Annotated in this window: 28 protein-coding genes and 1 other RNA gene; 13 read left to right on the top strand and 16 right to left on the bottom strand. The window is 61.1% G+C overall.

Annotated features, from left to right (window positions below; translation table 11 throughout):
- Positions 1–2: 2 nt before the first annotated feature.
- From acuI to GOW72_RS12595, 5 genes are all read right to left on the bottom strand, one after another.
- Complete coding sequence (gene acuI / locus GOW72_RS12615; RefSeq protein WP_170339277.1) at positions 3–998, bottom strand: acryloyl-CoA reductase; 996 nt, start codon at positions 996–998, stop codon at positions 3–5.
- An 88-nt stretch (positions 999–1086) separates the two neighbouring features.
- Entirely contained in the window at positions 1087–2190 is a 1104-nt protein-coding gene (locus GOW72_RS12610) for a dimethylsulfoniopropionate demethylase (protein WP_170367073.1), read from the bottom strand.
- Positions 2191–2718 (bottom strand): DinB family protein, encoded by a 528-nt coding sequence (locus GOW72_RS12605; protein WP_170367072.1) that lies wholly within the window; start codon positions 2716–2718, stop codon positions 2191–2193.
- Entirely contained in the window at positions 2718–3422 is a 705-nt protein-coding gene (locus GOW72_RS12600; RefSeq protein WP_093962001.1) for a DUF1326 domain-containing protein, read from the bottom strand. The genes GOW72_RS12605 and GOW72_RS12600 overlap by 1 nt, the downstream gene beginning before the upstream one ends.
- Positions 3423–3426: 4 nt before the next feature.
- Positions 3427–4218 (bottom strand): DUF2182 domain-containing protein, encoded by a 792-nt coding sequence (locus tag GOW72_RS12595; RefSeq protein ID WP_170367071.1) that lies wholly within the window; start codon positions 4216–4218, stop codon positions 3427–3429.
- Positions 4219–4303: 85 nt separating this feature from the next.
- On the opposite strand from GOW72_RS12595, the gene GOW72_RS12590 reads away from it, so the two are divergent.
- The 8 genes from GOW72_RS12590 (at position 4304) to GOW72_RS12555 (ending at position 10601) form a co-directional block, all read left to right on the top strand.
- Positions 4304–5035, top strand: a complete 732-nt coding sequence (locus tag GOW72_RS12590) for a FadR/GntR family transcriptional regulator (protein ID WP_005983321.1) — start codon at positions 4304–4306, stop codon at positions 5033–5035.
- A 127-nt stretch (positions 5036–5162) separates the two neighbouring features.
- Positions 5163–6563 (top strand): selenium-binding protein SBP56-related protein, encoded by a 1401-nt coding sequence (locus GOW72_RS12585; RefSeq protein WP_170367070.1) that lies wholly within the window; start codon positions 5163–5165, stop codon positions 6561–6563.
- 13 nt (positions 6564–6576) lie between these two features.
- Positions 6577–7227: a hypothetical protein gene (locus GOW72_RS12580; RefSeq protein ID WP_170339290.1), complete on the top strand. Its 651-nt coding sequence runs from the start codon at positions 6577–6579 to the stop codon at positions 7225–7227.
- Between the two features lie 64 nt (positions 7228–7291).
- Positions 7292–7654 (top strand): DUF4345 family protein, encoded by a 363-nt coding sequence (locus GOW72_RS12575; protein ID WP_170367069.1) that lies wholly within the window; start codon positions 7292–7294, stop codon positions 7652–7654.
- Between the two features lie 35 nt (positions 7655–7689).
- Positions 7690–8037: a transfer-messenger RNA gene (gene ssrA / locus GOW72_RS12570) on the top strand.
- Positions 8038–8138: 101 nt separating this feature from the next.
- Positions 8139–8570, top strand: a complete 432-nt coding sequence (locus GOW72_RS12565; RefSeq protein WP_170367068.1) for an ester cyclase — start codon at positions 8139–8141, stop codon at positions 8568–8570.
- Between the two features lie 215 nt (positions 8571–8785).
- Positions 8786–10060 carry a chromate efflux transporter gene (gene chrA, locus GOW72_RS12560; protein ID WP_170367067.1) on the top strand — a complete coding sequence of 425 codons (1275 nt, stop codon included), beginning with the start codon at positions 8786–8788 and terminating at the stop codon, positions 10058–10060.
- 76 nt (positions 10061–10136) lie between these two features.
- Positions 10137–10601, top strand: coding sequence for an SspB family protein (locus tag GOW72_RS12555; protein WP_093961995.1), 465 nt, complete (start codon positions 10137–10139; stop codon positions 10599–10601).
- A gap of 41 nt (positions 10602–10642) precedes the next feature.
- Here the strand turns inward: GOW72_RS12555 and GOW72_RS12550 are convergent, their stop codons facing one another.
- Entirely contained in the window at positions 10643–11206 is a 564-nt protein-coding gene (locus tag GOW72_RS12550; protein ID WP_093961994.1) for a hypothetical protein, read from the bottom strand.
- A gap of 208 nt (positions 11207–11414) precedes the next feature.
- On the opposite strand from GOW72_RS12550, the gene fumC reads away from it, so the two are divergent.
- From fumC to GOW72_RS12530, 4 genes are read left to right on the top strand one after another with little or no spacing between them, the layout of a single operon-like run.
- Entirely contained in the window at positions 11415–12809 is a 1395-nt protein-coding gene (gene fumC / locus GOW72_RS12545) for a class II fumarate hydratase (RefSeq protein WP_170357728.1), read from the top strand.
- Entirely contained in the window at positions 12809–12985 is a 177-nt protein-coding gene (locus GOW72_RS12540; protein ID WP_170367066.1) for a DUF4169 family protein, read from the top strand. Before fumC ends, GOW72_RS12540 begins: the two co-directional genes overlap by 1 nt.
- Complete coding sequence (locus tag GOW72_RS12535; protein WP_170367065.1) at positions 12982–13212, top strand: ribbon-helix-helix domain-containing protein; 231 nt, start codon at positions 12982–12984, stop codon at positions 13210–13212. The genes GOW72_RS12540 and GOW72_RS12535 overlap by 4 nt, the downstream gene beginning before the upstream one ends.
- 51 nt (positions 13213–13263) lie before the next feature.
- A complete protein-coding gene (locus GOW72_RS12530; RefSeq protein WP_170367064.1) occupies positions 13264–13866 on the top strand; it encodes a DNA-3-methyladenine glycosylase I in 603 nt (200 codons plus the stop codon).
- 2 nt (positions 13867–13868) lie between these two features.
- Here GOW72_RS12530 and GOW72_RS12525 read toward each other — a convergent pair whose 3' ends face one another.
- From GOW72_RS12525 to GOW72_RS12510, 4 genes are all read right to left on the bottom strand, one after another.
- The gene (locus GOW72_RS12525; RefSeq protein ID WP_170367063.1) at positions 13869–14750 is read right to left on the bottom strand and encodes a fructose bisphosphate aldolase; all 882 of its coding nucleotides are present in this window, start codon (positions 14748–14750) and stop codon (positions 13869–13871) included.
- A 72-nt stretch (positions 14751–14822) separates the two neighbouring features.
- A complete protein-coding gene (locus GOW72_RS12520) occupies positions 14823–16172 on the bottom strand; it encodes a cytochrome P450 (RefSeq protein WP_170367062.1) in 1350 nt (449 codons plus the stop codon).
- Positions 16169–17443 (bottom strand): hypothetical protein, encoded by a 1275-nt coding sequence (locus tag GOW72_RS12515; RefSeq protein ID WP_170367061.1) that lies wholly within the window; start codon positions 17441–17443, stop codon positions 16169–16171. Before GOW72_RS12515 ends, GOW72_RS12520 begins: the two co-directional genes overlap by 4 nt.
- A 78-nt stretch (positions 17444–17521) precedes the next feature.
- Complete coding sequence (locus tag GOW72_RS12510; RefSeq protein ID WP_170338729.1) at positions 17522–18274, bottom strand: cytochrome c biogenesis CcdA family protein; 753 nt, start codon at positions 18272–18274, stop codon at positions 17522–17524.
- A 105-nt stretch (positions 18275–18379) separates the two neighbouring features.
- On the opposite strand from GOW72_RS12510, the gene GOW72_RS12505 reads away from it, so the two are divergent.
- Entirely contained in the window at positions 18380–18619 is a 240-nt protein-coding gene (locus GOW72_RS12505) for a sulfurtransferase TusA family protein (RefSeq protein ID WP_170357716.1), read from the top strand.
- A gap of 39 nt (positions 18620–18658) precedes the next feature.
- On the opposite strand, the gene GOW72_RS12500 is transcribed toward GOW72_RS12505, so the two are convergent.
- From GOW72_RS12500 to GOW72_RS12475, 6 genes are all read right to left on the bottom strand, one after another.
- Positions 18659–21355, bottom strand: coding sequence for an Rne/Rng family ribonuclease (locus tag GOW72_RS12500; protein WP_170367060.1), 2697 nt, complete (start codon positions 21353–21355; stop codon positions 18659–18661).
- A 504-nt stretch (positions 21356–21859) separates the two neighbouring features.
- The gene (locus tag GOW72_RS12495) at positions 21860–23194 is read right to left on the bottom strand and encodes a sigma-54-dependent transcriptional regulator (RefSeq protein WP_170367059.1); all 1335 of its coding nucleotides are present in this window, start codon (positions 23192–23194) and stop codon (positions 21860–21862) included.
- A gap of 13 nt (positions 23195–23207) precedes the next feature.
- Positions 23208–24980: a sensor histidine kinase gene (locus GOW72_RS12490; protein WP_093961983.1), complete on the bottom strand. Its 1773-nt coding sequence runs from the start codon at positions 24978–24980 to the stop codon at positions 23208–23210.
- Between the two features lie 36 nt (positions 24981–25016).
- Positions 25017–25685 (bottom strand): phosphoribosylformylglycinamidine synthase subunit PurQ, encoded by a 669-nt coding sequence (gene purQ, locus GOW72_RS12485; protein ID WP_170357712.1) that lies wholly within the window; start codon positions 25683–25685, stop codon positions 25017–25019.
- A 34-nt stretch (positions 25686–25719) separates the two neighbouring features.
- The gene (purS, locus tag GOW72_RS12480) at positions 25720–25950 is read right to left on the bottom strand and encodes a phosphoribosylformylglycinamidine synthase subunit PurS (protein WP_093961981.1); all 231 of its coding nucleotides are present in this window, start codon (positions 25948–25950) and stop codon (positions 25720–25722) included.
- Positions 25951–26079: 129 nt separating this feature from the next.
- Complete coding sequence (locus tag GOW72_RS12475; protein ID WP_170367058.1) at positions 26080–26748, bottom strand: MarC family protein; 669 nt, start codon at positions 26746–26748, stop codon at positions 26080–26082.
- Positions 26749–26845 lie beyond the last annotated feature (97 nt).

Raw genomic sequence — 26845 nt, 5'->3', positions numbered from 1 at the left:
GCTCAGGCGTTCAGGTCAACGACCACGCGTCCCTTGACCTGACCGTTGAGGATGTCGGCACCCAGCTTCGGAAGATCATTCAGAGTGGCCGGCTGAATCATCGCTTCCAGCTTGTCCATCGGCAGATCCGAAGCCACCCGCTGCCAGGCCCGCAGTCGGTTGTCGAACGGCTGCATCACGCTGTCGATACCCAACAGGTTGACTCCGCGCAGCAGGAACGGAATGACGGTCGCCGGCAAGCCCGCGCCACCGGCCAGACCGACCGCTGCCACTGAGGCGCCATACTTCATCTGACCCAGAACGCGCGCCAGCATTGCGCCCCCGACGGCATCAACGCAGCCAGCCCAGGTTTCGCTTTCCAGCGGACGTTTGGTGGTTTCGTTCAACTCGTCACGCGGCACGATCGACGTCGCACCAAGCGCCTTCAGATAGCCTTCGGTTTCAGGCCGCCCGGTCACTGCCGCAACTTCGTATCCCAGATTGGCCAAAATCGCCGTGGCAACCGAGCCGACGCCCCCGGCTGCACCGGTTACCAGAACCGGCCCGCGGTCGGGCGTCAGACCGTGATCTTCCAGCGCCATCACCGCCAGCATCGCGGTAAAACCGGCAGTTCCCACGGCCATGGCCCGGCGCGTGCTCAACCCCTCGGGCAGAGGGACGAGCCAATCGGCCAGCGCGCTGGCCTTCTGGGCGTATCCACCCCAATGCGCCTCACCCACGCGCCAACCGGTCAACACCACTTTGTCGCCGGGCTTGTACCTGTCGTCTGAGGATTCTTCGACAGTTCCGGCATAGTCGATCCCGGGCACATGCGGGTAATTTCGGACCAGACCGCCGCCCTTGGGCGACATGCACAAACCATCCTTGTAGTTGACGGTCGAGAACTCGACGGCCACACGTACTTCACCATGCGGCAAGTCATCTTCCGAGATCTGCTTGATCACCGGGCTGGCCAGTCCGCTTTCCTCGTCCTTTTCCATCACCAAAGCGTTGAACATATTCCAATTCCTTTCATTGACCGTGGCCCGATCGATCTCTCATCTGGCCCAAATGCTTCCCGGGCGCGTCCCGCGCGCCCTTCCCGGCTCAAATCCAGAACTTGTCCTGCACGATTGCAGTCCGCATTCCAGACGGCGTTTCGACTTCGACCTGCGTTCCCGGATCCCAATGGCTCAGCCGCAGCATACCGATCGACACGTTGGTTTGAAAATCCGGCGACCAGGTAGCCGAGGTCACCTGGCCCACACGCTTGCCGCCGCCATAGACCGGCCACGGCCGATCACAGGGGGGCACCGCGTCGCCCTCGATCGCGATCGGGCGGATTTGCTGAACCGGCCCCTCTTTGGCCACCCGCAACAGCGCATCCCGCCCGATGCAGCCAATGGCCGTATGCGTGTTGCAGAACTTGCCCAACCCGCATTCATGGGGAGTGTTGTCATCGGTCATGTCATTGCCGTAAGACAGCAACCCGCCCTCGATCCGCTCGATCAGGTTGGGGCAGCCCGCCCGAACCTGCAGGTCCTCTCCGGCGGCGAAAAGCGCATTCCACAAGGGCATGCCGACGTCGCCGCCTTCGACATAGATCTCGAACCCGCCCTGTTTGGAATAGCCCGACCGCGCAATCGCCAGATCACGCCCCTCGAACTGGAACATGTCGAACTTGAAGAAGCGGATATCACGCACCCGGTCGCCAAAGACCCGCGCCATCAGGTCATCCGAGTTGGGTCCCTGCACCGCCAAGGGCGACACGTCTGGTTCATCCACCAGAACATCCAGCCGATATCCGTTGGCCAAGCCTTTAACCCACAACAGCAAATCGCTGTCTGCGATCGAAATCCACCAGCGGTCATCCGCCAGTTTCACCGCCACGGGATCGTTCAGCATTCCCCCGGTTTCGTCCACGATCGGCACATAGTAGCACTGGCCCGGCAGCATGCCGCGCAGGTCGCGCGGGGTCAGCATCTGCATCAGCCGCGCCGCATCGGGACCGCGCAGTTCGACCTGCCGCTCGCATGATACGTCCCAGACCTGCACGTGGGTTTTGAGATGCCGATAGTCGGCCTCGACGCTTTCAAATACCGTGGGCAGCAACATCCGGTTGTACACGGTATAACCTTTGACACCGGCCGCCTCGACCCCGTCGGAGAACGGCGTGCGCCGCAGCCGGCGCGACAAAGAAATCTGTGGCACTTAGACCTCCTCGGGCAAGAAAACGAGATCACTGACCGGGGCCCCAGACCCGGCCTCGGTCAGCATTTTGTGGATTTGTCCCCGGTGATGCGTTTGATGATTGAAAAAATGCATCACACACACGGCGTAAGGTAATGTAATGTCTTCTTCTTTTGCCGCGGAATACCAGGTGAACGGACCCGAGATTGGCTCGTCGCCCAGAGTTTCAACCCAAGCATCGATCCGCGCATCGATGGTCTCGCGCAGTGGAAGCCAGTGCGCCAGATCCGGGCACAGGTGGACGCTTTCGTGAATACCGCCGCCCTTGCGGTGCGGATTGCTATCAGGCCCCGGACCTTTGTCGAACCGCGACATCCAAATCCAGTCGCCCCACAGCAGATGGTTGGCAGTCCCCAGGATCGACCCGAAAAACGCACCGCGCTCCCGGGTCAACTCCTCGGGCGAAAGCTCTTGAAGAAAGCCCGCCAACTGGCTGTTCTGCCAGCGGTTATAGCGGGCCATCTGCTGTGCATAGGCGCCGGTGATCATCACTTGGGTCCGTGCCAGTCGATCGGGCAGATTTCGGCAGATTTGCCGCCGAAATCCCAGACACGACCATAATCGCGCACCTTCGACTTGGTGCCACGCGCCACGATGATGTCCGGGCCCATCCAATACTTGGAATTGGACACCATGACCGGATGCTCGGGATCTTTGCCTGCCAGCATCTCGATCTCACCCTGGATCTTGCGGCCGATGACGATGCGGCGTTTGTTGCCGTCGCGCTCGATCTGCACCGGAGCACGCTCGGCCCCGATGATTTCACTCACCAGCATCGTGAACAGCCCAGTGGTGCCACCGGCCTGCCCGCTGAAAATCTGCAACAGGCCGTTGTACGCCTTGCCACTTGCGCGCTCATCCACGTAAGCGGCAACCTTCCACTGGCCTTCGCCCATCCGGCCAGGAATATCGACCAGCAGACCGACGTTCAGACCTGACAGGTCCTCACCTTCATAGTGTCCCTCGTCAATGATCACGCCCATCCACGCATGACAATGCCCTTCGGTCGGAGGGTGCGCCCCCAGCGAAACCACGCAGGGGCAGAACACGTCGCAGGAGCAGTTCAGGATAAGCTCACCCTTGATGGCCCAGTCCGTCGGGCTCATCTCGCGGCGCTTGGGATTTGGCATCCGGCTGTCAATTCGCTGACTGACCGGCAGCTTGTCGGCATCGGGTTTTCTGTTTTTTGCCATCGGCTTATCCTCCGTATGCAATTGGGTAGATCAGTAGCCCAAGGCCACCTGCAATCAAAGCGAAACCCAGCGGCCGTGTCAGAACATGACCGATCTGGGGCAATTTCTCCAACACCATGAACAGGGTCGCCAAGCCCATCCACAGCAGGCTCATCACGCCTCCGACAAAGCCAAGCGCCATGAACCCCCAGCAGCAGCCGACACAAAAGGCGCCCAGCCCAAGGCCCATACGCAGACCGCCAGAAAAGCCGGTGCGCCAGTGTCCAAGGAAATAGGTCATGGGTGCATGACACACCCCGTGGCACACTTCCTTGGCGCGCGTGAATTGAAAGGCACCGACGGCAATCAGAAGACCGGCAGCAAAGAGCGGAGACTTGGCAATGCCCAGCATGTCGATCACGCCCCCGAACAGCAAAGCCAGCTGAACACCTGTGATCAACGCGGCGAACCCGGCCCAGACTACGAAATAGCCCAACAGAACGCCGACCCACCCAAGCCTTGTTCCATTGGCGCTCTGGATCAAATCCTCATAGCTTTTCAGTGTCGGAACCAACGTCGGAAGCATCATCGCGGCCATCATGATCGCCCACATCACGAACAGCGGGCCGAACTCGGCCATCGGCATGTACATGTCCATGCGGGGATCCATCGCACGCATCGCCTCGGCCATTGGCCCGGGTCGGCCAATCCAATCGACGCCCATGTCGCGGCTCATGGTGTACATCACCCACCAGGCCCACAGGATCAGGACGAAAAAGCCCAGCCACAAACCACTGCGTAGAAGTGCCCGACTCATGTTCCCTCCCGACTCGGTGCTTGCTTTTCAAATGTCAGACTTTTAAATGTCAGACAAATAAATTTTTCACGGCGGCCTGCAGAAGATGAAAATCGATCCCCAGAAAAGCACCGACCTGTCCGCGCAGATCGCCCAGGCCATCCGCGATGCCATCGTATCAGGAGAGCTGATCGTGGACGAGCGCCTGCCCTCGGAATCCGAGCTTGCGGACCAGTTCCAGGTGTCGCGCCCCACCGTGCGCGAGGCGCTGAAACGGCTGGCGGCGCAATCGCTGATCCGTACCCAGCGCGGCGCGACGGGGGGTGCCTTCGTCAACCGGCTGAGTTTCCAGGACGCCTATTCTCAGCAGATCACGACTTCGACGCTGTTGCTGTCGATGAACGAGGTCAGCTTCGACACCGCCTGCGAGGCCCGCTATGCGTTGGAACGGGCTTGCGCGCCCCTGTCGGCCCAGCGGCGCACCGCCGATCAATTGGCCACCATGCGCGCGGAAATCTTCCGTCAGGCTCAACCCGGTCTGACGGATGAGGCCTTCTGCGCCTCGGACGTGGCCTTTCACCGGGCGCTGGTGGATGGTGCGGGCAACCCTGTCCTGTCCTATCAACTGGCCGGAGCCGTCGAGGCGATGCAGCCCCTGATGAACATGATCACCTTCACCGCCCGCTCGCGCGAGGAGATCATCCGCCTGCACAGCAAGATCGCCGACGCGCTGGAGGCGCAGGACGCCGAGACCGTCGACGCCGCGCTGGTCGAACTGGAAACCTACACCCGCCGCCTGGCCCATGATGTGGCCGAACGTCGGCGGAAACCGGCCTGAAGACACTCTGAATTCTTCTTGACGCATCACATCAACGGAAAGGACACTCGAGCAGGCAGACCATCATCCGGCGGGAAGACCGGCACTCTCAATAAAATTGATTTTCAATGACTTACGGGAGGACGTTATGAACAAAAGACCGGATCCAACATTCTATCCATCCGCCAAGATGGCCATGGAGGCCCCGCCCGAAACCTTGGCCTTCACGCTGATGCTCAGCCCCGATTTTTCGCAGCCCGATGGCTTGGCGGTTGTGAATGTCGACCCAACTTCGGGCGATTACGGAAAGATCGTTCACAAGGTGATGATGCCCAACAAGGGCGACGAGTTTCACCATTTCGGATGGAACGCCTGCTCCTCGGCCCTGTCTCCGCTGACCGGCCACGCTTTTCTTGAGCGCCGGTACCTGATCATCCCCGGTATCCGTTCCAGCCGGATCCACGTGATTGACGTGAAAGAGCCGCTGAAGGCCAAAATTCACAAGATCATCGAACCCGAAGAAGTCTTTGCAAAGACGGGATATTCCCGCCCCCACACGATCCATTGCGGACCCGAAGGCATCTATGTCAGCACCTTGGGCGGTGGCGGGCCGGATGGCACCGATGGACCTCCGGGCATCTTCATCATGGATTGCGAGACCTTCGACATCATCGGGCGTTACGAGATCGAGCGCGGCGTGCAGGACAAGCACTATGATTTCTGGTGGAACCTGCCGCGTGACTACATGGTCAGTTCCGAATGGGGTCTGCCCCCGCAATTCGAAAACGGGATCGTGGCCGAAGATCTTCTGTCGAACAAATATGGCCACCGGATCCATTTCTGGAACCTGCGCGACCGCACCAACATCCAGACCATCGATTTGGGCGAGAACCACCAGATGGCGCTGGAAATCCGGCCGGCGCATGACCCGGTCAAGCAATACGGGTTCTGCGGTGTGGTGGTCGACACCACCAATCTTCAGGGCGCAATCTTTACCTGGTGGCGCAACAAGGATGGCAGTTTCGAGGCCAAGAAGACCATCACGATCGACCCGCAACCCGCTGATCCGGATGATCTTCCCGATCTGCTCAAAGGGTTCTCGGCGGTGCCGCCTCTGGTGACCGACATCGACCTGAGCTTGGACGACAAATACCTGTATGTCGCGTGCTGGGGCACCGGTGAAATGCACCAATACGATGTCTCGGACCCGATGAAGCCCAAGCTGGCCGGCAAGGTCGAGATCGGCGGAATCGTCAAGAAAACCAAGCATCCCAACGGCAAGGACTTTGGTTATGGCCCGCAGATGGTCGAGATCAGCCGTGACGGCAAACGCGTCTACTGGACCAATTCGCTCTATTCCACATGGGATGACCAATTCTATCCTGGCGATCGCGGCGCTGCGATGGTCAAGGCGGATGTAGGCGAAAAAGGCGGCCTGACACTGGACAAGGATTTCTGGGTGGATTTTCCGAAAGGGTATCGCAGCCACCAGATCCGGCTTGAGGGAGGAGACTGCTCCACCGACAGTTTCTGCTACCCTTCGGTCTGAATTGGACGTCTTGATGACATCGACGGCCGGCCTCTGGCTGGCCGTTGTTCTGAGCGGTGCCTATCACGGGTTGAACCCCGGTATGGGCTGGCCGTTGGCCGTGTCGGCGGCATTGATGGAGCAACGCCAATCCGCTCTCTGGCGCGCGTTGGCAGCGCTGGCGGGCGGGCATTTTGTGGCGATGCTGGGTGTTTTGCTGCCCTTTGCGCTGATGACCATCCTTGTAGACTATCAGCGCGAAATCCGGATCGGAGCGGCCCTGATCGTGATCGCTATGGGCCTCTACATCGCGATCACCCGGCGCCACCCACGGTTTCTGGCGCGCGTACCGCCCAGTCGGCTGGCGCTGTGGTCGTTTCTGGTGGCGTTGGCGCATGGTGCGGCGCTGATGCTGGTCCCGATCTATCTGGGCCTGTGCGGGCTGGACGAGCTGGATACCGGCCACAGAGCCGTGTCAGAGATCATGGGCACCAATGGCCTGCTGGTCCTGGCTGTGGCCGCGGTCCATACGGGCGCTATGATGCTGGGCGGCGGTGCGCTGGCCTTCGCGGTCTATCGCTGGCTGGGCCTGCAGTTTCTGTCTCGCAGCTGGTTCAACCTGGAAATGGTCTGGGCGCTCAGCCTGATCCTTGTGGGGGTGCTCGGCCTCTGGGCCGCAATCTGAGGTCTTCCCCCTGCCCCGAAACAGATTAGGTTCGACGGGCAGGCATTTGAAAAGCGAGGCCCCAATGACCGGAATACTCAACATCATCGCAGCCCTTCTGACCATCGGCTTTGGCCTGTTCGGCTTTCTGGCTCCGGCCTGGACGGCGGCCTCGCTGGACCTTGCGCCCACCAACAGCACGATGGGCCTCAGCGAGATGCGGGCCTCGGTCGGCGGGCTGTTTGTCGTGACCGGCATCGCCGTATTGTGGCTGAACCACCCGATGGCCTACGCGATGTTGGGCGTGGTCTATGCGGGCGCGGCGCTGGGTCGGTTCGTGTCGGTTCTGCTGGACAATCCCCCCTTGGCCAAGGCGCTGACCTTCGGCGGAATCGAATTAGTGCTGGCAATCTGGTTGATTGCCGCCAACCTGACGAAGCCCGCGTGAAAGGTTGGAAAAATCGCCATGATCCCGCGCTTTGGGGGTTTGCATCCGCAAATATCCTCACCTATATAAATCCTGTCCTTCGGGACTATGGACATAAACGCGCTCGTAATAAGCGGATCGGACCCGGGGGCGGTACCCGGCGGCTCCACCATACATCCTTCATTTGGGGATCATGGGGCCGAAACAGGATCGACGAACGTCTAAAGGGGTTAGCTTTGTCTCGGCTGTCTGCCACCGTTACCGGCGAAAACAGTACAATTGCAAATGACAATCGTGCTCCGGTTGCAGTTGCTGCGTAAGCAGTAACCAGACCGAAACTTAAGTCCTTGCGCCTAGCCGCGTAAGGCGGGGTTCGCAGGTACCTGGCAACAGAAACCTGCATTTCCCTGGATTTTGTCTGAGTTTTTGCGCCGAATTTGGCCGCTATTCAGAAACTGTTCACTCCTGTCATTCAAAGTAGCGGAAGACAGACAGGAGAGTTGGGATGACTAATTCAGAGATACTCAGAGCCTGGTATTCCGAGGTCTGGGAAAAAGGCAATATTGACGCGATCGACCAGTATTTTGCCCCGGAAACGATGGCCGAAGGGCTGATACCCGAAATGCAGGTCGGGGCGGACGACTTTCGCGACCTGGTCATGGCCTTTCGGCACGTTCTGGGCGAAATCCAGGTGGACTTGCCCAAAATTATCGAAAACGGCGATTGGGCGTCGGCCGTTCTGCATGTGCGGACCTCGCGGGCGGACAACGGCGCGCCCTTGGAGGTCACAGGCCAAGTTATGGCGCGCTTCAAAGGTGACAAGATGGTCGAAGCCTACAACCAGTTCGACTTCGTTTCCCTGTTCGAACAGCTCGGCCAGTTCCCGCAGGATACCTTGCCCGTTTGCATGACAGGGCAACGGCTGGACTGGGCCTGAACCGGTTCTTGACCGCGCGTGCTGACCCCGAGTAGCAAGAGCACACGGGGTCAGCATGTGAACGCCCTGCCCGGCGGCAGCCCGGGTTCGCATGTCTCCAAATCCAAAGGGGCACATGCCATGGCTGCGCAATTTCCAATGATCGCTGGTGGTCGGATCGGCACCTATGCTCCGAATATCGGATGGAGCCGCCCGAGGACCGCCGAAACCGGCGCATGCAGGGCGGATCCCCTGTAGTGAACCCCCCACTGTCAGAACTGGTCCGGGTGTTCGGCCGCATCGGCCTCCTCTCATTTGGTGGCCCAGCGGCACAGATCTCATTGATGCACCAGGAATTGGTCGAACGGCGGCCATGGTTGGATGAGCAGAGCTTTCTGCGCGCGCTGTCGTTGTGCATGTTGCTGCCCGGCCCCGAAGCCATGCAACTGGCCACCTATGCCGGTTGGCGGCTGCGGGGCGTGCCGGGCGGGCTGATTGCCGGCGGCCTGTTCGTTTTTCCCGGAGCGCTGGTGATAGCCGTGCTGGTCGGCCTGTATGCCGCCTACGGAGACCTTCTCCTGGTCCAGGCTGCATTCCTCGGGATCAAGGCCACGGTTATCGTGATCGTTCTCCAGGCGGTGCTCAATCTTTCTCGCAAAACTCTATCTGGGGCAGAGCCCGGGATTCTTGCGATACTGGCGTTCCTGGCGATCTTCGCTCTGAATCTATCTTTCCCCCTGATCATTCTGGCTGCGGCTGTCTGGGGCTATTCACGTAAGCCTTCAGAGCAGCCTTCGGTGTCACAGAATGTCGATCCCGCATTGGCTCGACCCGTGCGGACCGCAGCACTCTGGCTGGTTCTATGGTTGGCTCCGCTGGTGTTGTTGACCCTTTTCGGCCAGACGTTGCTAAGCGATCTGGGCTGGTTCTTTGCACGATTGGCAGTAGTCACTTTCGGCGGGGCCTATGCGGTTCTGGCCTACATGACCCAGACGGTCGTCGAGAACTATCAATGGATCTCTACCGATCAGATGATCGATGCGCTGGGACTGGCAGAAACCACCCCCGGCCCATTGATACTGGTCACGCAATTCGTCGCCATGCTCGCCGGGCAGTTGGCGGGCGGGATGTCCCTTGCGCTGGCAGCCGGGGTCGTTGCGCTGTGGGCGACCTTCGTTCCGTGCTTCCTGTGGATATTCGTTGCCGCGCCTTACTTGGACGTCATAGCACAAAGACCAAGACTGTCGGGCGCATTGCGCGCAATTACCGCGGCGGTCGTCGGTGTGATTCTCAACCTGTCGGTGTGGTTCGGACTGCATGTCCTGTTTGGAACCATCGGAGAAGTCCAGATTGGTCCGATCTCACTACCCATTCCGGTTTTTTCGACCTTGCACATCGCAGCCGTTGGATTGACATGCCTTGCCGGAGTCTTGATTTTCATAAGAAAAACCGGTCTGGCAATGACGCTGGGCATCATGATAGGAGCAGGCGCAATCCTGCATCTGGTTTGAACAATCAGACGCAACCCGCTCTTTCGTTTCCGATCAAATCCCTTATGCTTGGGGTAACCACTTTCGAGGATGACACATGTCGCAAGGCATTGACTACGGCAACTTGATGCACACCGCTATGCGCGGGCTGATCAAGACTGTTCTGAAGCGCGTTTCCGAAACCGGATTGCCCGGCGCGCACCATTTCTTCATCACGTTCGATACCCGTGAGCCCGGCGTCGAAATCGCTGACTGGCTGCGCGAACGCTACCCTGACGAGATGACGATCGTGGTGCAGCACTGGTTCGAGAATCTCGAGGTTGGCGAGGACGGATTTGCCATCACGCTGAATTTCGGTGACGCTCCGGAGCCGTTGTATATCCCCTATTCGGCCATCCAGACCTTTGTCGATCCCTCGGTCGAATTCGGCCTGCGCTTCGAAAGCTCGGACGAAGAGGATGAGGACCCAGCGGAAATCGATGCCGAGTCGATCGAGGTCGAACCCGAAGACGAGCCGCATCATGATGCGGATATCGTATCGCTGGACAGCTTCCGCAAGTAATTCGCATCCATTGGACAAGGCTTCGCTTTTTTCGGCGGAGCCTATTGTTTTTTCAGGAATGTTTCGACCGAGCGCGACTTCTGTCCATCTCTAAACCGAGAAAAGGATAGGTTCAGCCCACCCTCGGCCAGCGTCCGGTCATATTGCTGCAATTCGTACCCACCATCCTCATCTATGAACAGCGAGAAGACGGTCAGCGTTTCCCCTTCGATCCGCCCCCAGACAAAAGGCTCACCCTTCATTGGGTCCAACGGAACCTCATGACCGAAGACATTCCGCTTCATGGCTGCGGAATAGATGTTGTTCCTATCAGAAGGTCGGAACTCGACCGAAAAGCTTTGTTCTTTCACCCGACCGTCGGCTTTGTAGGTGGTAGTCTTCCATTTGACCACGAACCCTTCGCCGGTCTCTGCGATCGAAACGCTCATGTCGCGCGGGGTCGACGACCCGTCCGCATCCACCACGTCGGCAGATCCGACATAGTCGCCGACAAAGGGACCGATGTCCTGCGCCCATCCAGGAGACGCCAACAATAGCCCAATCGCCAGTACCGACAGCCATCGGGCCATTTGCGCGAAAGATGAGGTCCGGTCTGAGCGATTCATGGTTCTTTCTCCGCGGTTGCCTTCTTTATCTTAGCTCAGCCGGGGTCGGGCACAATGGTACGGGCCTGTGACCGACCCAGAAAAGTGACGCACACCGCATGGCTATACCTTTTTTGCCCTTCGGACTAAGGTGCGCGCAACTGGCCGATTGAACCATAGCTTAGCTGCGGTTAAACGGCATGCGACTGCATACCAGACGGAGTGACAGATGTCTCAGACCCGCACCGAATCCGACAGTTTTGGCCCGCTCGAGGTTCCTGCCGACAAGTATTGGGGGGCGCAGACGCAGCGCTCGATCATGAACTTCCCCATCGGATGGGAGAAGCAGCCCGTCGCCATCGTGCGCGCGCTGGGCGTGGTCAAGAAGGCCTGCGCCATGCAGAACAAGGCCACGGGCAAGCTGGACGCACGCATCGCCGACGCCATCATCCAGGCCGCCGGCGAGGTGATCGAGGGCAAGTTCGACGACAATTTCCCTCTGGTCGTCTGGCAGACCGGATCAGGCACCCAGTCGAACATGAACGCCAACGAGGTCATCGCGAACCGCGCGATCGAGATCCTGGGCGGCGTGATCGGCTCGAAGGATCCGGTGCACCCGAACGATCACTGCAACATGGGACAATCATCGAACGACACCTTCCCCACCGCCATGCATATCGCCACCGCTATGAGCGTGCGTGACGTGCTGCTGCCGGGGCTGGAAAAGCTGGCCGCCGGGCTCGGGCAGAAGTCGGCGGAATTCAAGGACATCATCAAGATCGGCCGCACTCACACGCAGGACGCGACCCCGCTGACCCTGGGCCAGGAATTTAGCGGCTACGCCCACCAGATCCGTCAGGGCATCGCCCGTGTGAATGCTGCCATGCCCGGCATCTACGAGCTGGCGCAGGGCGGCACCGCCGTCGGCACCGGGCTGAACACCCAGAAAGGCTGGGCCGAGGCCGTCGCCGCCAACATGGCCGAAATCACCGGCCTGCCCTTCGTAACCGCGCCCAACAAATTCGAGTCGCTGGCCGCTCATGACGCCATGGTGTTCCTCTCGGGCGCCTTGGCCACCGTCGCGGGCAGCTGCTACAAGATCGCCAACGACATCCGCTTCCTCGGCTCGGGGCCGCGTTCGGGTCTGGGTGAACTGATCCTGCCGGAGAACGAGCCCGGATCGTCGATCATGCCAGGCAAGGTCAACCCGACCCAGGCCGAGGCGCTGACCCAGGTCGCCGCCCACGTCATGGGCAATGACGCTGCGATCAAGTTCGCCGGCAGCCAAGGCCATTTCGAGCTGAACGTCTACAACCCGATGATGGCCTACAACCTGCTGCAGTCGATCCAGCTGCTGGGCGACGCGACCGACAGCTTTACCGAGCGCATGCTGCTGGGCACCAAGGCCAACGAGGCGCGCATCGACAAGCTGATGAAGGAATCGCTGATGCTGGTTACTGCCCTGGCCCCCACCATCGGTTACGACAACGCCACCACGGTCGCCAAGACTGCGCACAAGAACGGCACCACGCTGAAGGAAGAGGCCATCAAGCTGGGCTTCGTCGACGAGGCAACCTTTGATGCCGTCGTGCGCCCCGAGCAGATGATCGGGCCCAAGGACTGATGGGCAAGCCGGTCAATCTAAACCGGTATCGCAAGGAAAAGGCGCGGGCCGAGAAAAAGGCCTGCGCCGACCGGAACGCGGCGGCGTTCGGGCGCAGCAAAGCAGACAAACAGCTGGACAAGGCCCGTACGGAAAAAGCCCGCCGCGATCTGGACAATCACGAGCTGGACGAATGAGCGGCCCGCCCGTCAAACGCTCGCTGACCCTCAAGGGACATAGAACCTCGGTCTCGCTCGAGGATGAGTTCTGGCAGGCGTTTCGGGACATCGCCAAGGCAAAAGGTATGCCAATCAATGTCTTGGCCTCGGAAATTGATGTCGCGCGCGACCCCGAGACTGGATTGGCGTCGGCCATTCGTGTCTTTGTTCTGAACTGGTACCGGTCACCCGATCGCAGCGCTTGATCTTATCCCCGTCGGTGTCTAGGCTGGATGTGAACAAAAGGGGTACATTTGATGCGCGATCTCGTGACCGGGCCGGATGGCCAACCGCGATGCGGCTGGTGTCAGGCCGCGCCGGAGTTCTTCGACTATCACGACAATGAATGGGGTTATCCGGTAGGTGACGACCAGCGTCTGTTTGAGAAGCTCTGCCTTGAAAGCTTCCAGTCCGGCCTCAGCTGGCGCACCATTCTGGCCAAGCGCGAGAACTTCCGGAAAGCCTTTTCCGATTTTGATTTCAACGTGATGGCCGGTTTTTCTGAAGCGGACGTTGAACGACTGCTGCAAGATGCCGGTATCATCCGCCATCGCGGCAAAATCGAGGCGGTGATCAACAACGCCCGCCGCGCACAGGAGCTGGTGGCCGAAACCGGCTCGCTGGCGGCCTATGTCTGGCGGTTCGAGCCCGAGACCCCTCCTGCGCCGCAGACGGCCTCGACTTCGCCCGAGTCGGTTGCCATGTCCAAGGATCTGAAAAAGCGCGGGTGGAAATTTGTCGGCCCCACCACGGTGTTTGCCTTCATGCAGGCGATGGGGCTGGTGAATGACCACGCCACCGGCTGCGCCATGCGCGAAAAAGCGGCACAGATGCGCCGCTCGTTCATCAAACCGGTCTGACCTCAGACCGAGGCGCGATAGATCTTGTCGATATTGCTGCCCAGGGCCGCGTTGAACTCGGCATCCGACTGCTGTTTCGACAGCCCCTCGGTCAGCGCGCGCGAGAAAGAGGCGATCATCTTGCCGTTCTGCGCCAGCAGGTCACAGGCCTCGTCGGTCGAATAGCCGCCCGACAGCGCCACTACCCGCAGAACCCGCGGATGATCGGCGGCCTCGCCATACAGATTGGCCTTGCTGGGCAGAGTCAGCTTCAGCATGACGTCCTGCCCCTCGTCCAACTCGTCGAGGTTCTTGAGGATTTCGGCTTTCAGGATCTCTTCCGCTTCGGCCTTGGTGTCCGACTTGATGTTCACCTCGGGCTCGATGATCGGAACCATGCCGGCGGCGATCACCTCGCGGGCCACGTCGAATTGCTGTTTCACCACGGCGGCAATGCCCTCGGCATTGGCCTCGTGGATGACCGAGCGTTCCTTGGTGCCGAACACACCTTCGGCCTTGGCCAGCGTCTCGGCCAGGCCCGGGATGGGCTTCATCAGCTGCACGCCGTCGGCGGTGTCCTCCAGCCCCTTGTCGATCTTGAGGAACGGCACGATGCCTTTGACCGACCACAGGTAATCGGCCACCTTGCGACCGTCGATTTCCTCGCTCAGCGTGCGTTCGAACAGGATCGCGCCGATCACTTTGTCGCGGGTGAAGTCATCGGCCAGGATGATCCGGGCGCGCATCTTCTGGATCTCGGCAAACATTTCCTCGTCCGAGCCATAGTCGGACGGCTGCACCCCGTACAACGCCAGCGCCTTGGGCGTCGAGCCGCCGCTCTGATCCAAAGCCGCGATAAAACCCGCACCGTTGATCATCTGTTCGCGTTGTTCAGCCTTGGACATAACACTTTCCCGTTCAGTAATGATTCCGCTTTTCCAACCGCATACAGCATGGCGCGGGGCGATGATAGTTTGTTAGCGCTCAACCACGCGCAGCCAAATTCCGTCGCGGGACCGGACCGTCAGATGCGCCACCGGGACCGGGGAGCGGCCCTCGACAGGTTCGAACCGGTATCGGCGCAGCAGGGTCGACAGGATCAACGGCCCCTCGACCATCGCAAACCCCGCCCCGGTACAGACGCGCGGCCCGGCCGAAAACGGGATGAAGGCCGCCCGCTGGCAGGCTTTGCCGTTTTCGGTCGCCCAGCGGGACGGGTCAAAGCTGTCGGGGTCCTCCCACAACCGTTCATGTCGGTGCAGGTGCCACGGGCTGAGCACGATCTGAGCGCCCTTGGGCACGTCGCGGTCGCGGAAACGTTCGGGGCATGTGGCCTCGCGCACCATCATCGGCACCGGGGGATAGAGGCGCAGCGCCTCGCGGAACACATCGCGGCTGATGCGCAGTTTGGACATGCTGGCAAAGCTAATTTCATCCTGCGCGCGGGCTTCCTTGGCCACGCGGTCCTGCCAGTCGGGATAGGCGGCCATCAGGTACAGCGTCCATGCCAGGGCCGAGGCGCTGGTCTCGTGCCCGGCCAGGAAAAAGATGGCGACCTGATCGATCATCTCATCGGTGTTGAAACACTGCCCGGTCAGGGGGTCGGGCGTGGTCATGATCTTGGTGGCCAGATCGTCGGGCGCGGTGCCGGCGGCGATCTGCGCATCCCGCTCGCGGGTCAGGCGGGCGATCAAGGCGCGGATTTCAACTGCCGCACAGCGGGTCTTGCGCGCGTGGAACCGGGGCACCCAGCCGGGCAGCGGCACGAAAGCCGCCAGGTTCAGCAGAGGTTGCTGCCGCTGATAGGCGCGGAACTTCTCGAACACCTGTGCGGCGATTTCGTGCTCGATAGGCACCGAGAACAAGGTGCGAAAGATCACGTCGGCGGCGGCATGGCTGGTGACCTCTTCGATCTCGACCGGCACGCCCGTCCTGTCGCGCAGGCGATCGGCGCAAGCCTCGGCCGAGGCCAGCATCGCGGGAAAGGTCTGTTTCAGCCGCCCGCCCTCGAAGGCCGGATCGATGATGCGGCGTTGGCGCTCCCAGGTCGCGCCGTTGGTCAGGAATACCGATTGGCCTAGCAGGGGCCGCAGGCCTTCGCTAATCCGGCCGGATTTCGGGAAATCCTGAGGACGGTGTTTCAGAACCCGGTCGATCAGCTCGGGCTGGTTGATCAGGTAGGACCGGAAGAACGGGGTGCGGAACTCGGCCATCCAGGCGCGGTACAGGCGTTGCGGCTGGGCCGACAGGATGTCACGCCGGAACAGGCGCAGGTATTGCCACAGAGATACCTTGTCCGGTCTGGCGGGCGGCTTGGGCGGGGTCATGCGCGCACCGTCCGGTACTTGGACACCGCCCGCTCGATCCGCGATTTCGACGGCGCCCGGCCGGCGAACCGAGCGCCCAGTGTCAGCGGGCCGGCCGTGATGCGGAAATAGTCATAGTCGCTAGGCCGGTCGAACGCGCAAAGATACTGGAAATGCAAACGGAAGAACCGCCAGCGCAACGCGGCCCAACGTTCGGGCGACAGGGTTTGCGTAAAAGCGGCTGACAGAACCAGCGGCCACCGCTTGCCCGGCCCGGCAACCCCGCTGACCGCAACCGGATCACATAGGGCAAAGGCGCAGCCATCCCCGGGTGCCGAGACATCGACCCATGTCAACTGCTCGGTCTGCGACAGAAATTGGAGGTCGGACCGCAACCGGCCGGCCCGCGGCAGGAATGACACCATCGGCACCACCTGCCCCAATGTCAGGAACGACAGGACCGGGCCATCCGGCTGCACCTCGCCCCGCCGCAGCAGGTCGGCCAGAACCGAAACCCCCAGATGGGCGCCGGAACTGTGGCCCACCACCAGAACCTCATCGACGGGCGACCGTAGCGCTGCCGCAATAGTGGCACGGAATTCGTCCAACCGTGCCTGCAACTCGGGCAGTGTTTCCCCTCGCAGCCGCGCAGAATAGGCATAGTCGTGCATCAGGTAATAGGCGAACAGGCGGTTGTCGATCTTGCGGAACCAACGCAAGACCAACCAGCCCGCCAACACGCCAATAGCAAGGCTGAGATACATCCGCGCCGCAAAATAGGGACCGAACAGCGCGGGTCCTTCCCCAGCTTCAGCCAACCAATGCATCCCGGACGCGGACAACATTGCTACACCGTAGAAGACCAATCCCGCCAGCGCCAACTGCCCCAGCAGCATCGCCACCGGATAGAGTGCGGCGATCACCGGTCCTTTGCGCAGGCGCATCAGCCGCCACAGCGTGCCGGTCGAGATGTAGATCCACGCCGTGCGCAGCAATTGCCAGTAGGTCGCCGGGATCGAGCTGTCCATGCTGTCGCGCACGATGTCGGACCAGACCAGAACCTCGACATCCGTCTCCACCTCGGCCCCGTCCTGCTCCGACCGGACGTGCCAGCCATAGGGGCCATCGCCTGTCTTGGCCGAGACCTCCAACCGATACCCTGAAATCGCTGACTGCGCGCGCCCCTCTTTCCGGTAGAGCTCGCGATAGCGGCGGGGATGGATCGGATCATAGCCGGGGATATAGAACACCCGGCGTCGTTTTACCCCAGATTGCGGAACCTGACTGCTCATGCCTTTGCCCTTGTTGCGGGCAGGTTAGCGCAGCGATGTGGCCAAGGTAAGGCCCGATCATCGCGACCGGGCGCCGCGTCAGCCCAGAGTGGCCAATGCCGGGAACGTCTCAAGCAGCCACCAGCTGAACTCGGTGAACAGACCCGTCACCAGCATGATGCCGACGACCAGCAACAAGCCACCCATGACTTTTTCGATCGTTCCCATATGCGGTTTCAGCTTGTTCATCACCGCCATTGAACGGTTCAGGAACATCGCAGCCAGCAGGAACGGTATGCCCAGACCCGCCGCGTAGACGCCCAGCAACAGCGTGCCCCGCGCCACCGAGGCCTCGGACGCGGCCAGCGACAGAATCGCGCCAAGCTGGGGGCCGATGCAAGGGGTCCAGCCGAATGCGAAAGCCAACCCCAGGATGTAAGCCCCAAAGACCGATCCGCCGGAGTCCCCGGTTTCGAGCCGCGCTTCGCGGTCCAGGATCGGAATTCGGAACACGTTCAGGAAATGCAGGCCGAACACGATCACCACCAGACCCGAGGCCTTGGCGAACAGTTCCTGGTTCTGCAGCACGAATGCGCCGAAGGCCGAGGCCGTGAAGCCCAGTAGCAGGAACACCGTCGACAGTCCAAGAACGAAGAACAGCGCTGACAGAGTCGCCTTGCGTCTAGCCTGCGCCTGATCCTGCATCTCGTGAATGGTCACGCCGCTCATGTAGGCCAGATAAGGCGGCACGATCGGCAACACGCAGGGCGACAGAAAACTGATCAACCCGCCGACCAGCGCGATGAACATGGCGGGCAGCAGCCCTGCGTCGATGATATCGATTCCGAACATGCCACTGCACATAGGATATCCAGTGGGGCGCGTCACGGGGCCATTCGGTCACATCCTCGTGGTTGCCGGCTGGACAGCTGTGCGCCATGCAAATATCTGAGAGCCATGACACAAGAAGCCGAAACACTGGATGCATTGGGCCTGCTGTGCCCCCTGCCCGTCCTGAAAGCCCGCAAACGGCTCAAGGCCATGCCTGCGGGCTCCCTTCTCCGGGTCCTTGCCGACGATCCGGCCGCAATCGTCGATGTACCTCATTTCTGCTCGGAGTCCGGGCACGAGCTGATCGGGATGGAAGAAGCTGCGGATCACCACGTCTTTCTCATTCGGAAAAACGGCGGGACCTGAAAGAAAAAAGGCGGACAATACTGTCCGCCTTTTTTTGTCTTATTGGCCCAGTGACCACCAACCGCGCCGTTTGGGCTTGGCCGGAGACGGCTCGGGTTCTTCCGCCACCGTCTCAAGCACCGGCTCTGCGGCGTCCTCGGCTTTTTCTTCTGTTGCCGCTTCCGGCGCTTCCGCCACGGGCTCGGCATCTGGCGTTTCGACTTCTGCCGCTACCTCGGGCTCACTCTCTTCGACCGGCTCCTCGGCTTGCGCTTCGGGGGCATTGTCCTCAGCACCCGCAGCCTCATCAGCAGGCGTTTCTGCGGCCGCCTGAACCGCTTCTTCGGCCACCTCGGGTTCCGGCGCGGGCGCCTCTTCGACTTCGGCCGTCTTCTTGCGGCGCGGTGCCCGACGTTTTTTGGGCTTGGCCGATTTTTCTTCGGCCTGTTCCGCTTCACCCTCGGTCACGTTTTCGGCGCCAGCTTCTGCGGCCTCAGCCGTAGCGGATTCAGACTCTGCGGTCTTTTCCGTCCCGGACTCCTCGGGTTGCGCCTCGGTGGTCGCCTTGTCTTCCGCTGCTTCGTCAGAACTGGTTGCCTCGGCCTGCTCGCCGTTACCGCCGTTCTTCTTGCGGCGACGCCGGCGGCGCTTGCGCTTCGGCTTAGCTTCCTCTTCCGCCTGTTCCGGCTCGACGGCGCTGTCTTCAACCTCGTCCTCGGAATCCACCAGATCCATCAGCGATGCCGTCGCGGACACCACCGGCGCAGACGCTTCGGGAACGATCCGGCTGGCCGTCTTGAACTTTTCCATCGAGAAGTCAGGGCTGACCAGATGAATGTCGCCTTCGATCCGAACCGACAGGCCATAGCGGGCTTCGATCTGCGCGATATGCTCGCGCTTCTGGTTCATCAGGAAGTTCGCAATGCTGACCGGACACCGCACCAGCACCTCGCGCGAGCGGCGGCGTGTGCCTTCCTCTTCAATCTGACGCAGGATCGACAGAGCCATGTTGTCGTCCGAGCGGATCAGACCGGTGCCATGGCAGGACGGGCAAGGCTGTGTGGTTGCCTCAAGCATTCCTGGGCGCAGGCGCTGGCGGCTCATCTCCAGCAGGCCAAAGCCCGAGATCCGTCCGACCTGAATACGGGCCCGATCGGTCTTCAGCTTGTCCTTCAGGCGCTTTTCGACCGCCAGGTTGTTCTTGCGCTCGTCCATGTCGATGAAGTCGATGACGATCAGACCGGCCAGGTCGCGCAGGCGCAGCTGGCGTGCAACTTCCTCGGCGGCCTCAAGGTTGGTCTTCAGCGCAGTTTCCTCGATCGAGCCTTCTTTGGTGGCGCGGCCCGAGTTCACGTCGATGGCAACCAACGCCTCGGTCACGCCGATCACGATATACCCGCCCGATTTCAGCTGGACCGTCGGGTTGAACATCCCCGCCAGATAGCTTTCCACCTGATAGCGCGCGAACAGCGGCAGTTGGTCCTCGTACCGCTTCACGTTCTTGGCGTGCGACGGCATGATCATCTTCATAAAGTCTTTGGCGATGCGGTAGCCACCTTCGCCTTCGACCAGAACCTCGTCGATGTCCCGATTGTAAAGATCACGGATCGACCGTTTGATCAGGTCGCCTTCCTCGTAGATCTTCGCAGGGGCGATCGATTTGAGCGTCAGTTCGCGGATCTGCTCCCACAGGCGCTGCAGGTATTCGTAGTCGCGCTTGATCTCGGACTTGGTACGCTTGGCGCCGGCTGTACGGATGATCAGACCGGCGCCCATAGGCACATCGATCTCAGATGCGATTTCCTTGAGCTTCTTGCGGTCCGCGGCGTTGGTGATCTTGCGGCTGATGCCGCCCCCGCGTGCGGTGTTCGGCATCAACACACAATACCGGCCGGCCAGCGACAGGTAAGTGGTCAGCGCGGCACCCTTGTTGCCACGTTCTTCCTTGACGACCTGCACCAACAGAACCTGGCGCACCTTGATGACTTCCTGAATCTTGTAGCGGCGCGGGCGTGGTTTGCGCGGAGGACGGATGTCCTCGCTGTCATCATCATCCGCAACCGACTCGATCGTGTCATCCTTGGCCGCCGCATCCGGCTGGGCCTCATCAGCTTCGACGTCGGTTTCGTCGGCTAGATCCGCTTCGGGCTCGTCTGCTTCGACGGGTTCCGCGGGTGCGGCGTCTGCTTCGGCCTTTTCGTCCGCTGGTTCGTCACTCGCGTCTCCACTCGGCTCTTCGACCGGAGTTTCAGCGACCGTCTCCATCGGAGACGTGCCTTCGGGCACATCCTGATCAGCGGCGTCTTCCTCGACCAGGTCGATGGTTTCCATGCCCGTCGGTTCGGCGGATACGTCCAGCGTTTCGACCGGATCGTCCGTCTTGACCTCTGCCGCCTTCGAGCGCGACCGCGAGCGGCGCTTCTTGGGCTTGGATTCTTCGGCCTCGTCCCGCGCCTTCATTGCCTCAGCGTAGGCGCGCTCTTCCTCCATCAGGGCTTCGCGGTCCGCGACCGGAATCTGGTAGTAGTCCGGATGGATTTCCGAGAACGCAAGGAAGCCATGCCGGTTCCCGCCGTAGTCAACAAAGGCCGCCTGCAGCGAAGGTTCGACGCGCGTTACTTTTGCCAGGTAGATGTTGCCAGCAAGCTGGCGTTTGTTTTCGGATTCAAAATCGAACTCCTCGACCTTGTTTCCGTCCACCACCACGACGCGGGTCTCCTCCGCGTGGGTGGCATCGATAAGCATTTTCTTTGCCATGTGTCCTTGGTGCACCGCGCCAAACGCGTTGTCCTAACCTGTCCAGGCGGACAGGCGCATCTGGGGTGGTGTCTTGTCTGGGCGATTACGGACGGCGCGCGGCAGGGATCGGCGCTGTGGCCCCCTGCCCGTATACTCAATCGTAGCGCGCGCGTCATCGCGGTTCTTCTCCGACAGGCGCGAACACGCCGCTGCCTGCCCATTATTCCTTTCGCCCGAAATTCGGGCTCAGGTACTCTACTGCCCCGGAACGGGGCACAATCGGTCTGCTTGGCCGGGCGGGAAAGGTCACCACCTGCAGCAAAGCAGCGAAACTCAATGATTCGGGACATTCAGGCACAAAAATGCGCCCGACCCGTCCCGATACAATAAAAGCAGTCCTGTGGAAAACACAATGGGCAAACTGCAAAGGAGCCCGATCTACGGACAGGTCGGGCTTCCTCCGGCTTCAAATTTCCCGGGTGTACTTTGGCCAAAAGGCCAAAAAGGGACTGGCCCCCTCGCCTACAGATAGTCCGCCCGTTGCAACCCGTACTTGGCCATTTTTTCATTCAAAGTCCGGCGCGGCAGGCAAAGTTCCTCCATCACCGAGGCGATGGACCCCTTGTGGCGCCGCATGGTGTTGTCGATCAGCATCCGTTCGAACGCCTCAACGTATTCCTTCAGCGGCTTGCCCTCGGTGGTCATCACCGGCTGCATCTCTTCGTGATCGGACATCAACAGCGACGCGATGGTGCCCGAGCCGCGCCGCGACTGCAGAACCGCGCGTTCGGCGATATTGATCAACTGGCGCACATTGCCCGGCCACGGGGCCTGCAACAACTGCGCGGCCTCCTGGGCGCTGACTTGCGGCGCCTCACAACCATATTCCTCGGCAAACTGCTCGCTCAGCCGGGTGAACAGGGTCAGGATATCCTCGCCCCGCTGCCGCAGCGGCGGCATGGTGATCCGCAGCGCCGCCAGACGATAGAACAGATCGGGCCGCAGCACGTCCTCGCTGGTTTTGCCGGCTTCCTGCAGGTTCGAGATCGCAACGATCCGGGTCTCGGCCGGCGTTCCCTGATCGTTCATGACGCTCAGCAACCGCGCCTGCAGCGTGTCGCTCAGCGCCTCGATATCCTCCAGCACCAGAGTGCCGCCCCGGGCTTCCTCGATAGCGGGCAGCTGCGTGTCCTCGGGCATCATGGGGCCGAACAGTCGCTTGGCCAGCGCCTCTTCTTCCAGCGCGGCACAGGAGACCAGAACGAATTTCTTGCCCGCCCGGCTGCCCACTGCGTGCAACGCATGGGCCACAAGGGTCTTGCCGGTGCCGGTTTCGCCGTCGATCAGCACATGCCCGTCGGCCTGGCCCAGGTCCAGAATATCCTCACGCAGGCGCTCCATCACCGGGCTGGCGCCGATCAGCTTGTTCATGATCTGCGTGCCGCCCGACAGCTCGCGCCGCAGGGCGCGGTTGTCCAGCGTCAGACGCCGAGCGTTGCTGGCGCGTTTGGCCAGTTCCGACATCCGGTCGGGGTTGAACGGCTTTTCCAGAAAGTCGAACGCCCCCACCCGCATCGCCTCGACCGCCATCGGCACGTCGCCGTGACCGGTAATCATGATCACCGGCAAGGTGCTGTCGGCACCCATCAGCTTTTTCAAAAGCTGAATACCATCCATGCCGGGCATCTTGATGTCCGAGATCACGATCCCCGGGTAATCCGGCCCCAGAACCTTGAGCGCATCCTCGGCGCTTGCAAAGGTTTCGGTGTCATAGCCGGACAGCGCCAACCATTGGCTGATCGACTGGCGCATGTCCTGTTCATCATCCACGATGGCAATTTTCATGGCCTGTGCCATAGGTACGTCCTCGTTATTCTGCGGCCTCAAGGCCGTCATGTCCCAAAATGGGCAGTTGCATCTCGAATACCGCGCCGCCGTTCTGGCCGTTGCGCGCAGTCAGCCGTCCGCCATGGTCGTTCACGATCCCGGACGAGATGGCAAGACCCAAGCCGACCCCATCTCCGGGTCGCTTGGTGGTGTAGAACGGCTCGAACAGGTTCTCGATATCCTCGATCCCGTGGCCATTGTCGCGCACCGCCAGCACGGCGGTCTCGCCTGCGGCCAGAATGATCTCGACCTCAGGCTCTGCAACAGATTTGGTGGCGTCGAGCGCGTTTCGCAACAGGTTGACCATAACCTGTTCGATCCTCATCCGATCTCCCATCACGATCACCGGCTCTTCGGGCAGGATCTGGGTGATCTTGACCTGCCTCTGGCGCAGCTGCGGTTCCATCATCGACAGGGATGAGGCCAACGCCTCCCCAAGATTTACGGGTGAAAACGCGTCCGCGCCCTTTCGGGCATAAGACTTGAGCTGCCGCGTGATCGCGCCCATCCGCTCGATCAGACCGTCGATCCGACCAAAGCTGGCCAGCGCCTCTTCGGGGCGGTTTCGGCGCAGCAGTAGCCGCGCCCCCGCCAGATAGGTCTTCATCGCCGCCAACGGCTGGTTCAACTCGTGACTGACGGCCGCCGACATCTCGCCCAAAGCTGCCAGCTTCGAGCTTTGCGCCAGCGTCTGTTCCGCCACTTCCAGCGTCTTTTCAACCCGTTCGCGTTCGGCGATTTCGCGCTGCAGCCTTGCGTTCAATGCGCGAAGCTCCGCCGACTCGCGTTGGAACAGCGCCATGCGGAACGTGGCCCTGCGGCTCAGTGCATAGAAGGTCAGCGCCAGGAGAATCGCAAACCCCATGATCTCGAGCGCCAGCACGCTGTTCACCTTTTCGCGGATCGAGGAATAGGTCGTGAACGAGGTCATCTTCCAGCCGCGGAACGGGATGCGGGTCTCCATCCGCATGACGGCCTCGCCCGCGACATAGGCGTCCGGCGGCAAGGCCGTCCAATCGGTAGTCGCCCGAATTGCGCGCTGGATGGCACCCTGCGGATGCTGCCGCAACAACGCCTCAGTCTCGTTCAGGCCGCGCCACTGGGGTTCGGTCGACAGAATGATCGTTCCGGTGCTGTCGGTCACCATGACCGCGTCCGAGATCCCGGCCCAGGCGTTTTCGAACTTGCGCAGATCAACCTCGACCACGATCACGCCCAGAATTTCCGACCCGGCCTCGATCCTGCGGGAGTAGAGAAAGCCATAACTGCCGGTCTCGCGCGCAATCTCGGAAAAGATCGTTGCGTTCGACCTGACGGCATTCACGAAATACGGGTCACTTCGATGGGACTCGCCCAGTCGATTGCGGTCTGTTGCGGCAACGACCCGACCATCCCGATCCAGCAGCATCAGCGACGCGGCCCCGATTTCCTCAACAAAGGACAAAAGCCGCTGCGTCGACAGGGAAAAATCGGCTGACTGCAAGGCAGAAATCAAGGTCGGGTCCCGGGCCAGCAATTGTGGAACGATGGCGTTTCGACGCAATTCGCTCAGCAGGTTGCCGGAATAAAGGGCCAGACGCAGTTCAGCCCTGTTACGGGTCGATTCCGTGAACCGATTTGTCAGCAGGCTGTTGGTGACCCAGACCGTCGCCGCAGCAGCAACCAGCAACACGAACACGGCCAGCCGCAGACGCCACCCCAAAGGGGCACCGCGGCCAAATAGATTTGTCCAGCCTGATTGCGCGTCGGAACTCATGCACCGAAGCTACGCTTCCGCGCCCACGACCTCAAGTCACGCAGGTGTCAGCACACCCGACAATGCGCGGAAGAGCGCCACTCCGTCGGTGCCGCCATGCGCCTCGTCCGCCGCCCGCTCGGGGTGGGGCATCATGCCCAGCACGCGCCGGTTATGCGACAGGATCCCGGCAATATCCCCGCGCGAGCCGTTGGGGTTGTCGGTATAGCTGAAGGCAATCCGATCCTCGTCCCGCAGGCGGGCAATGGTTTCGTCATCAGCGAAGTAGTTGCCATCGTGATGCGCGATCGGAATCTGAATCACGTCTCCGGCGTTGTAGCCCTGAGTAAAGGCGCTGTCGCTGGTCTCCACCTTCAGCCCAACGGTTCGACAGATGTATTTCAGGCCGGCATTGCGCAGCAGTGCGCCCGGCAGGATGCCGGTCTCGGTCAGTATCTGGAACCCGTTGCAGATGCCGATGGCATAGCCGCCCCGTTCTGTGTGTTCGACTACCGCCTTGCAGATCGGAGACTGCGCGGCGATCGCACCGCAGCGCAGGTAATCGCCGTAGGAAAACCCACCCGGCACGCCCACGATGTCCACGCCCTGCGGCAGTTGGGCATCCTTGTGCCAGACCATGTCGACCTGAAAACCAGCCTGCTCAAAGGCGACGGCAAGATCCCGGTCACAGTTGGACCCCGGAAAAACGACAACCGCTGCGCGCATGGGAAACCCTCCTTGGGGATAACGGTCAGAGAACTCAGACCAGTTCGATCTCGTAACGCTCGATGACCGTGTTGGCCAACAGCTTCTCGCACATTTCGGCCACATCAGCCTCGGTTGCGCCATCGGCCAGTTCCAGGTCAATCACCTTGCCCTGTCGCACGCCCTGCACCTTGTCGAACCCCAGTGCGCCCAATGCGTGGCGCACAGCCTCGCCTTGAGGGTCCAGAACCCCGTTCTTGAGCATTACGTGCACCCGTGCCTTCATCGTCGCAACTCCACCTGTGGCCCGCCGCGCCGGGGCCTGTTCCGTTGCGCGGGGCATAGCGCGACTGACCGCGCAGAACAAGCCTTTGTGATGCGGTCGAATGACCGCAGGCGGTTCCCCTTGAGGAAGTCAATTGCCCACGCTGCCGGTCAGGCCGGGATAATGTGCATCAACCGCGTTGAAGATGCCGGTCAGAACCATTTCGACGGCTACGGCAACCAGCAGGATCGCCATGATCCGGGTCAGCACGTTGATCATCGTCTCACCCACAAGCCGCGAGATGCTGTCAGCAAACAACAGGCCGAGCCCGACGATGAAACAGGCGATTAGGATCGCCGAGCCAAGCGTCACAAGTTCGGCCCCATCCGACAGCTGATGCGAGAACACGATCGTCACGGCAATCGTGCCCGGGCCAATCGTCAACGGGATCGCCAGTGGAACAACGGCAAAGTTCAACTTGCGCGCGTGACCATCGACCACGGCCGCCTGATCGCCCGGCGCCCGGTCTTGCGCGTTCAGCATCGACATGCCGATCCCGAAGATAATCAGCCCGCCGGCCACGCGAAACGAAGGAACGTCGATCCCGAAGACAGCCAACACCTCTTCACCTATAGCGACCGAGATCAGTGCGATCACCGTCACCGAGGCCATCACGATCATCGCTACCCTGCGCCGTTCGGCAGGTGTGCAGTCGCGCGTCATGCTCAAGAAGATCGGGATGTTGTAGAGCGGGTTGAATATGGCCAGCACGGCCGCCAGAAACTTCAGGAAAACCGCTTGATCGAACAACGCGCTCATTCAGTGTGTCACCTTGGTTAGCGGACCGGGTTGGTCGGTCAACCCGAAGATGCGTGACAGGGGCCTGACCTGTCAAACCCGCAATGAAAAATGCGCC

It is taken from the genome of Ruegeria arenilitoris (assembly GCF_013032855.1).
In the GTDB taxonomy this organism is placed as follows: Bacteria; Pseudomonadota; Alphaproteobacteria; order Rhodobacterales; family Rhodobacteraceae; genus Ruegeria; species Ruegeria arenilitoris.
This window is presented reverse-complemented; position numbering and strand designations above follow the sequence as displayed.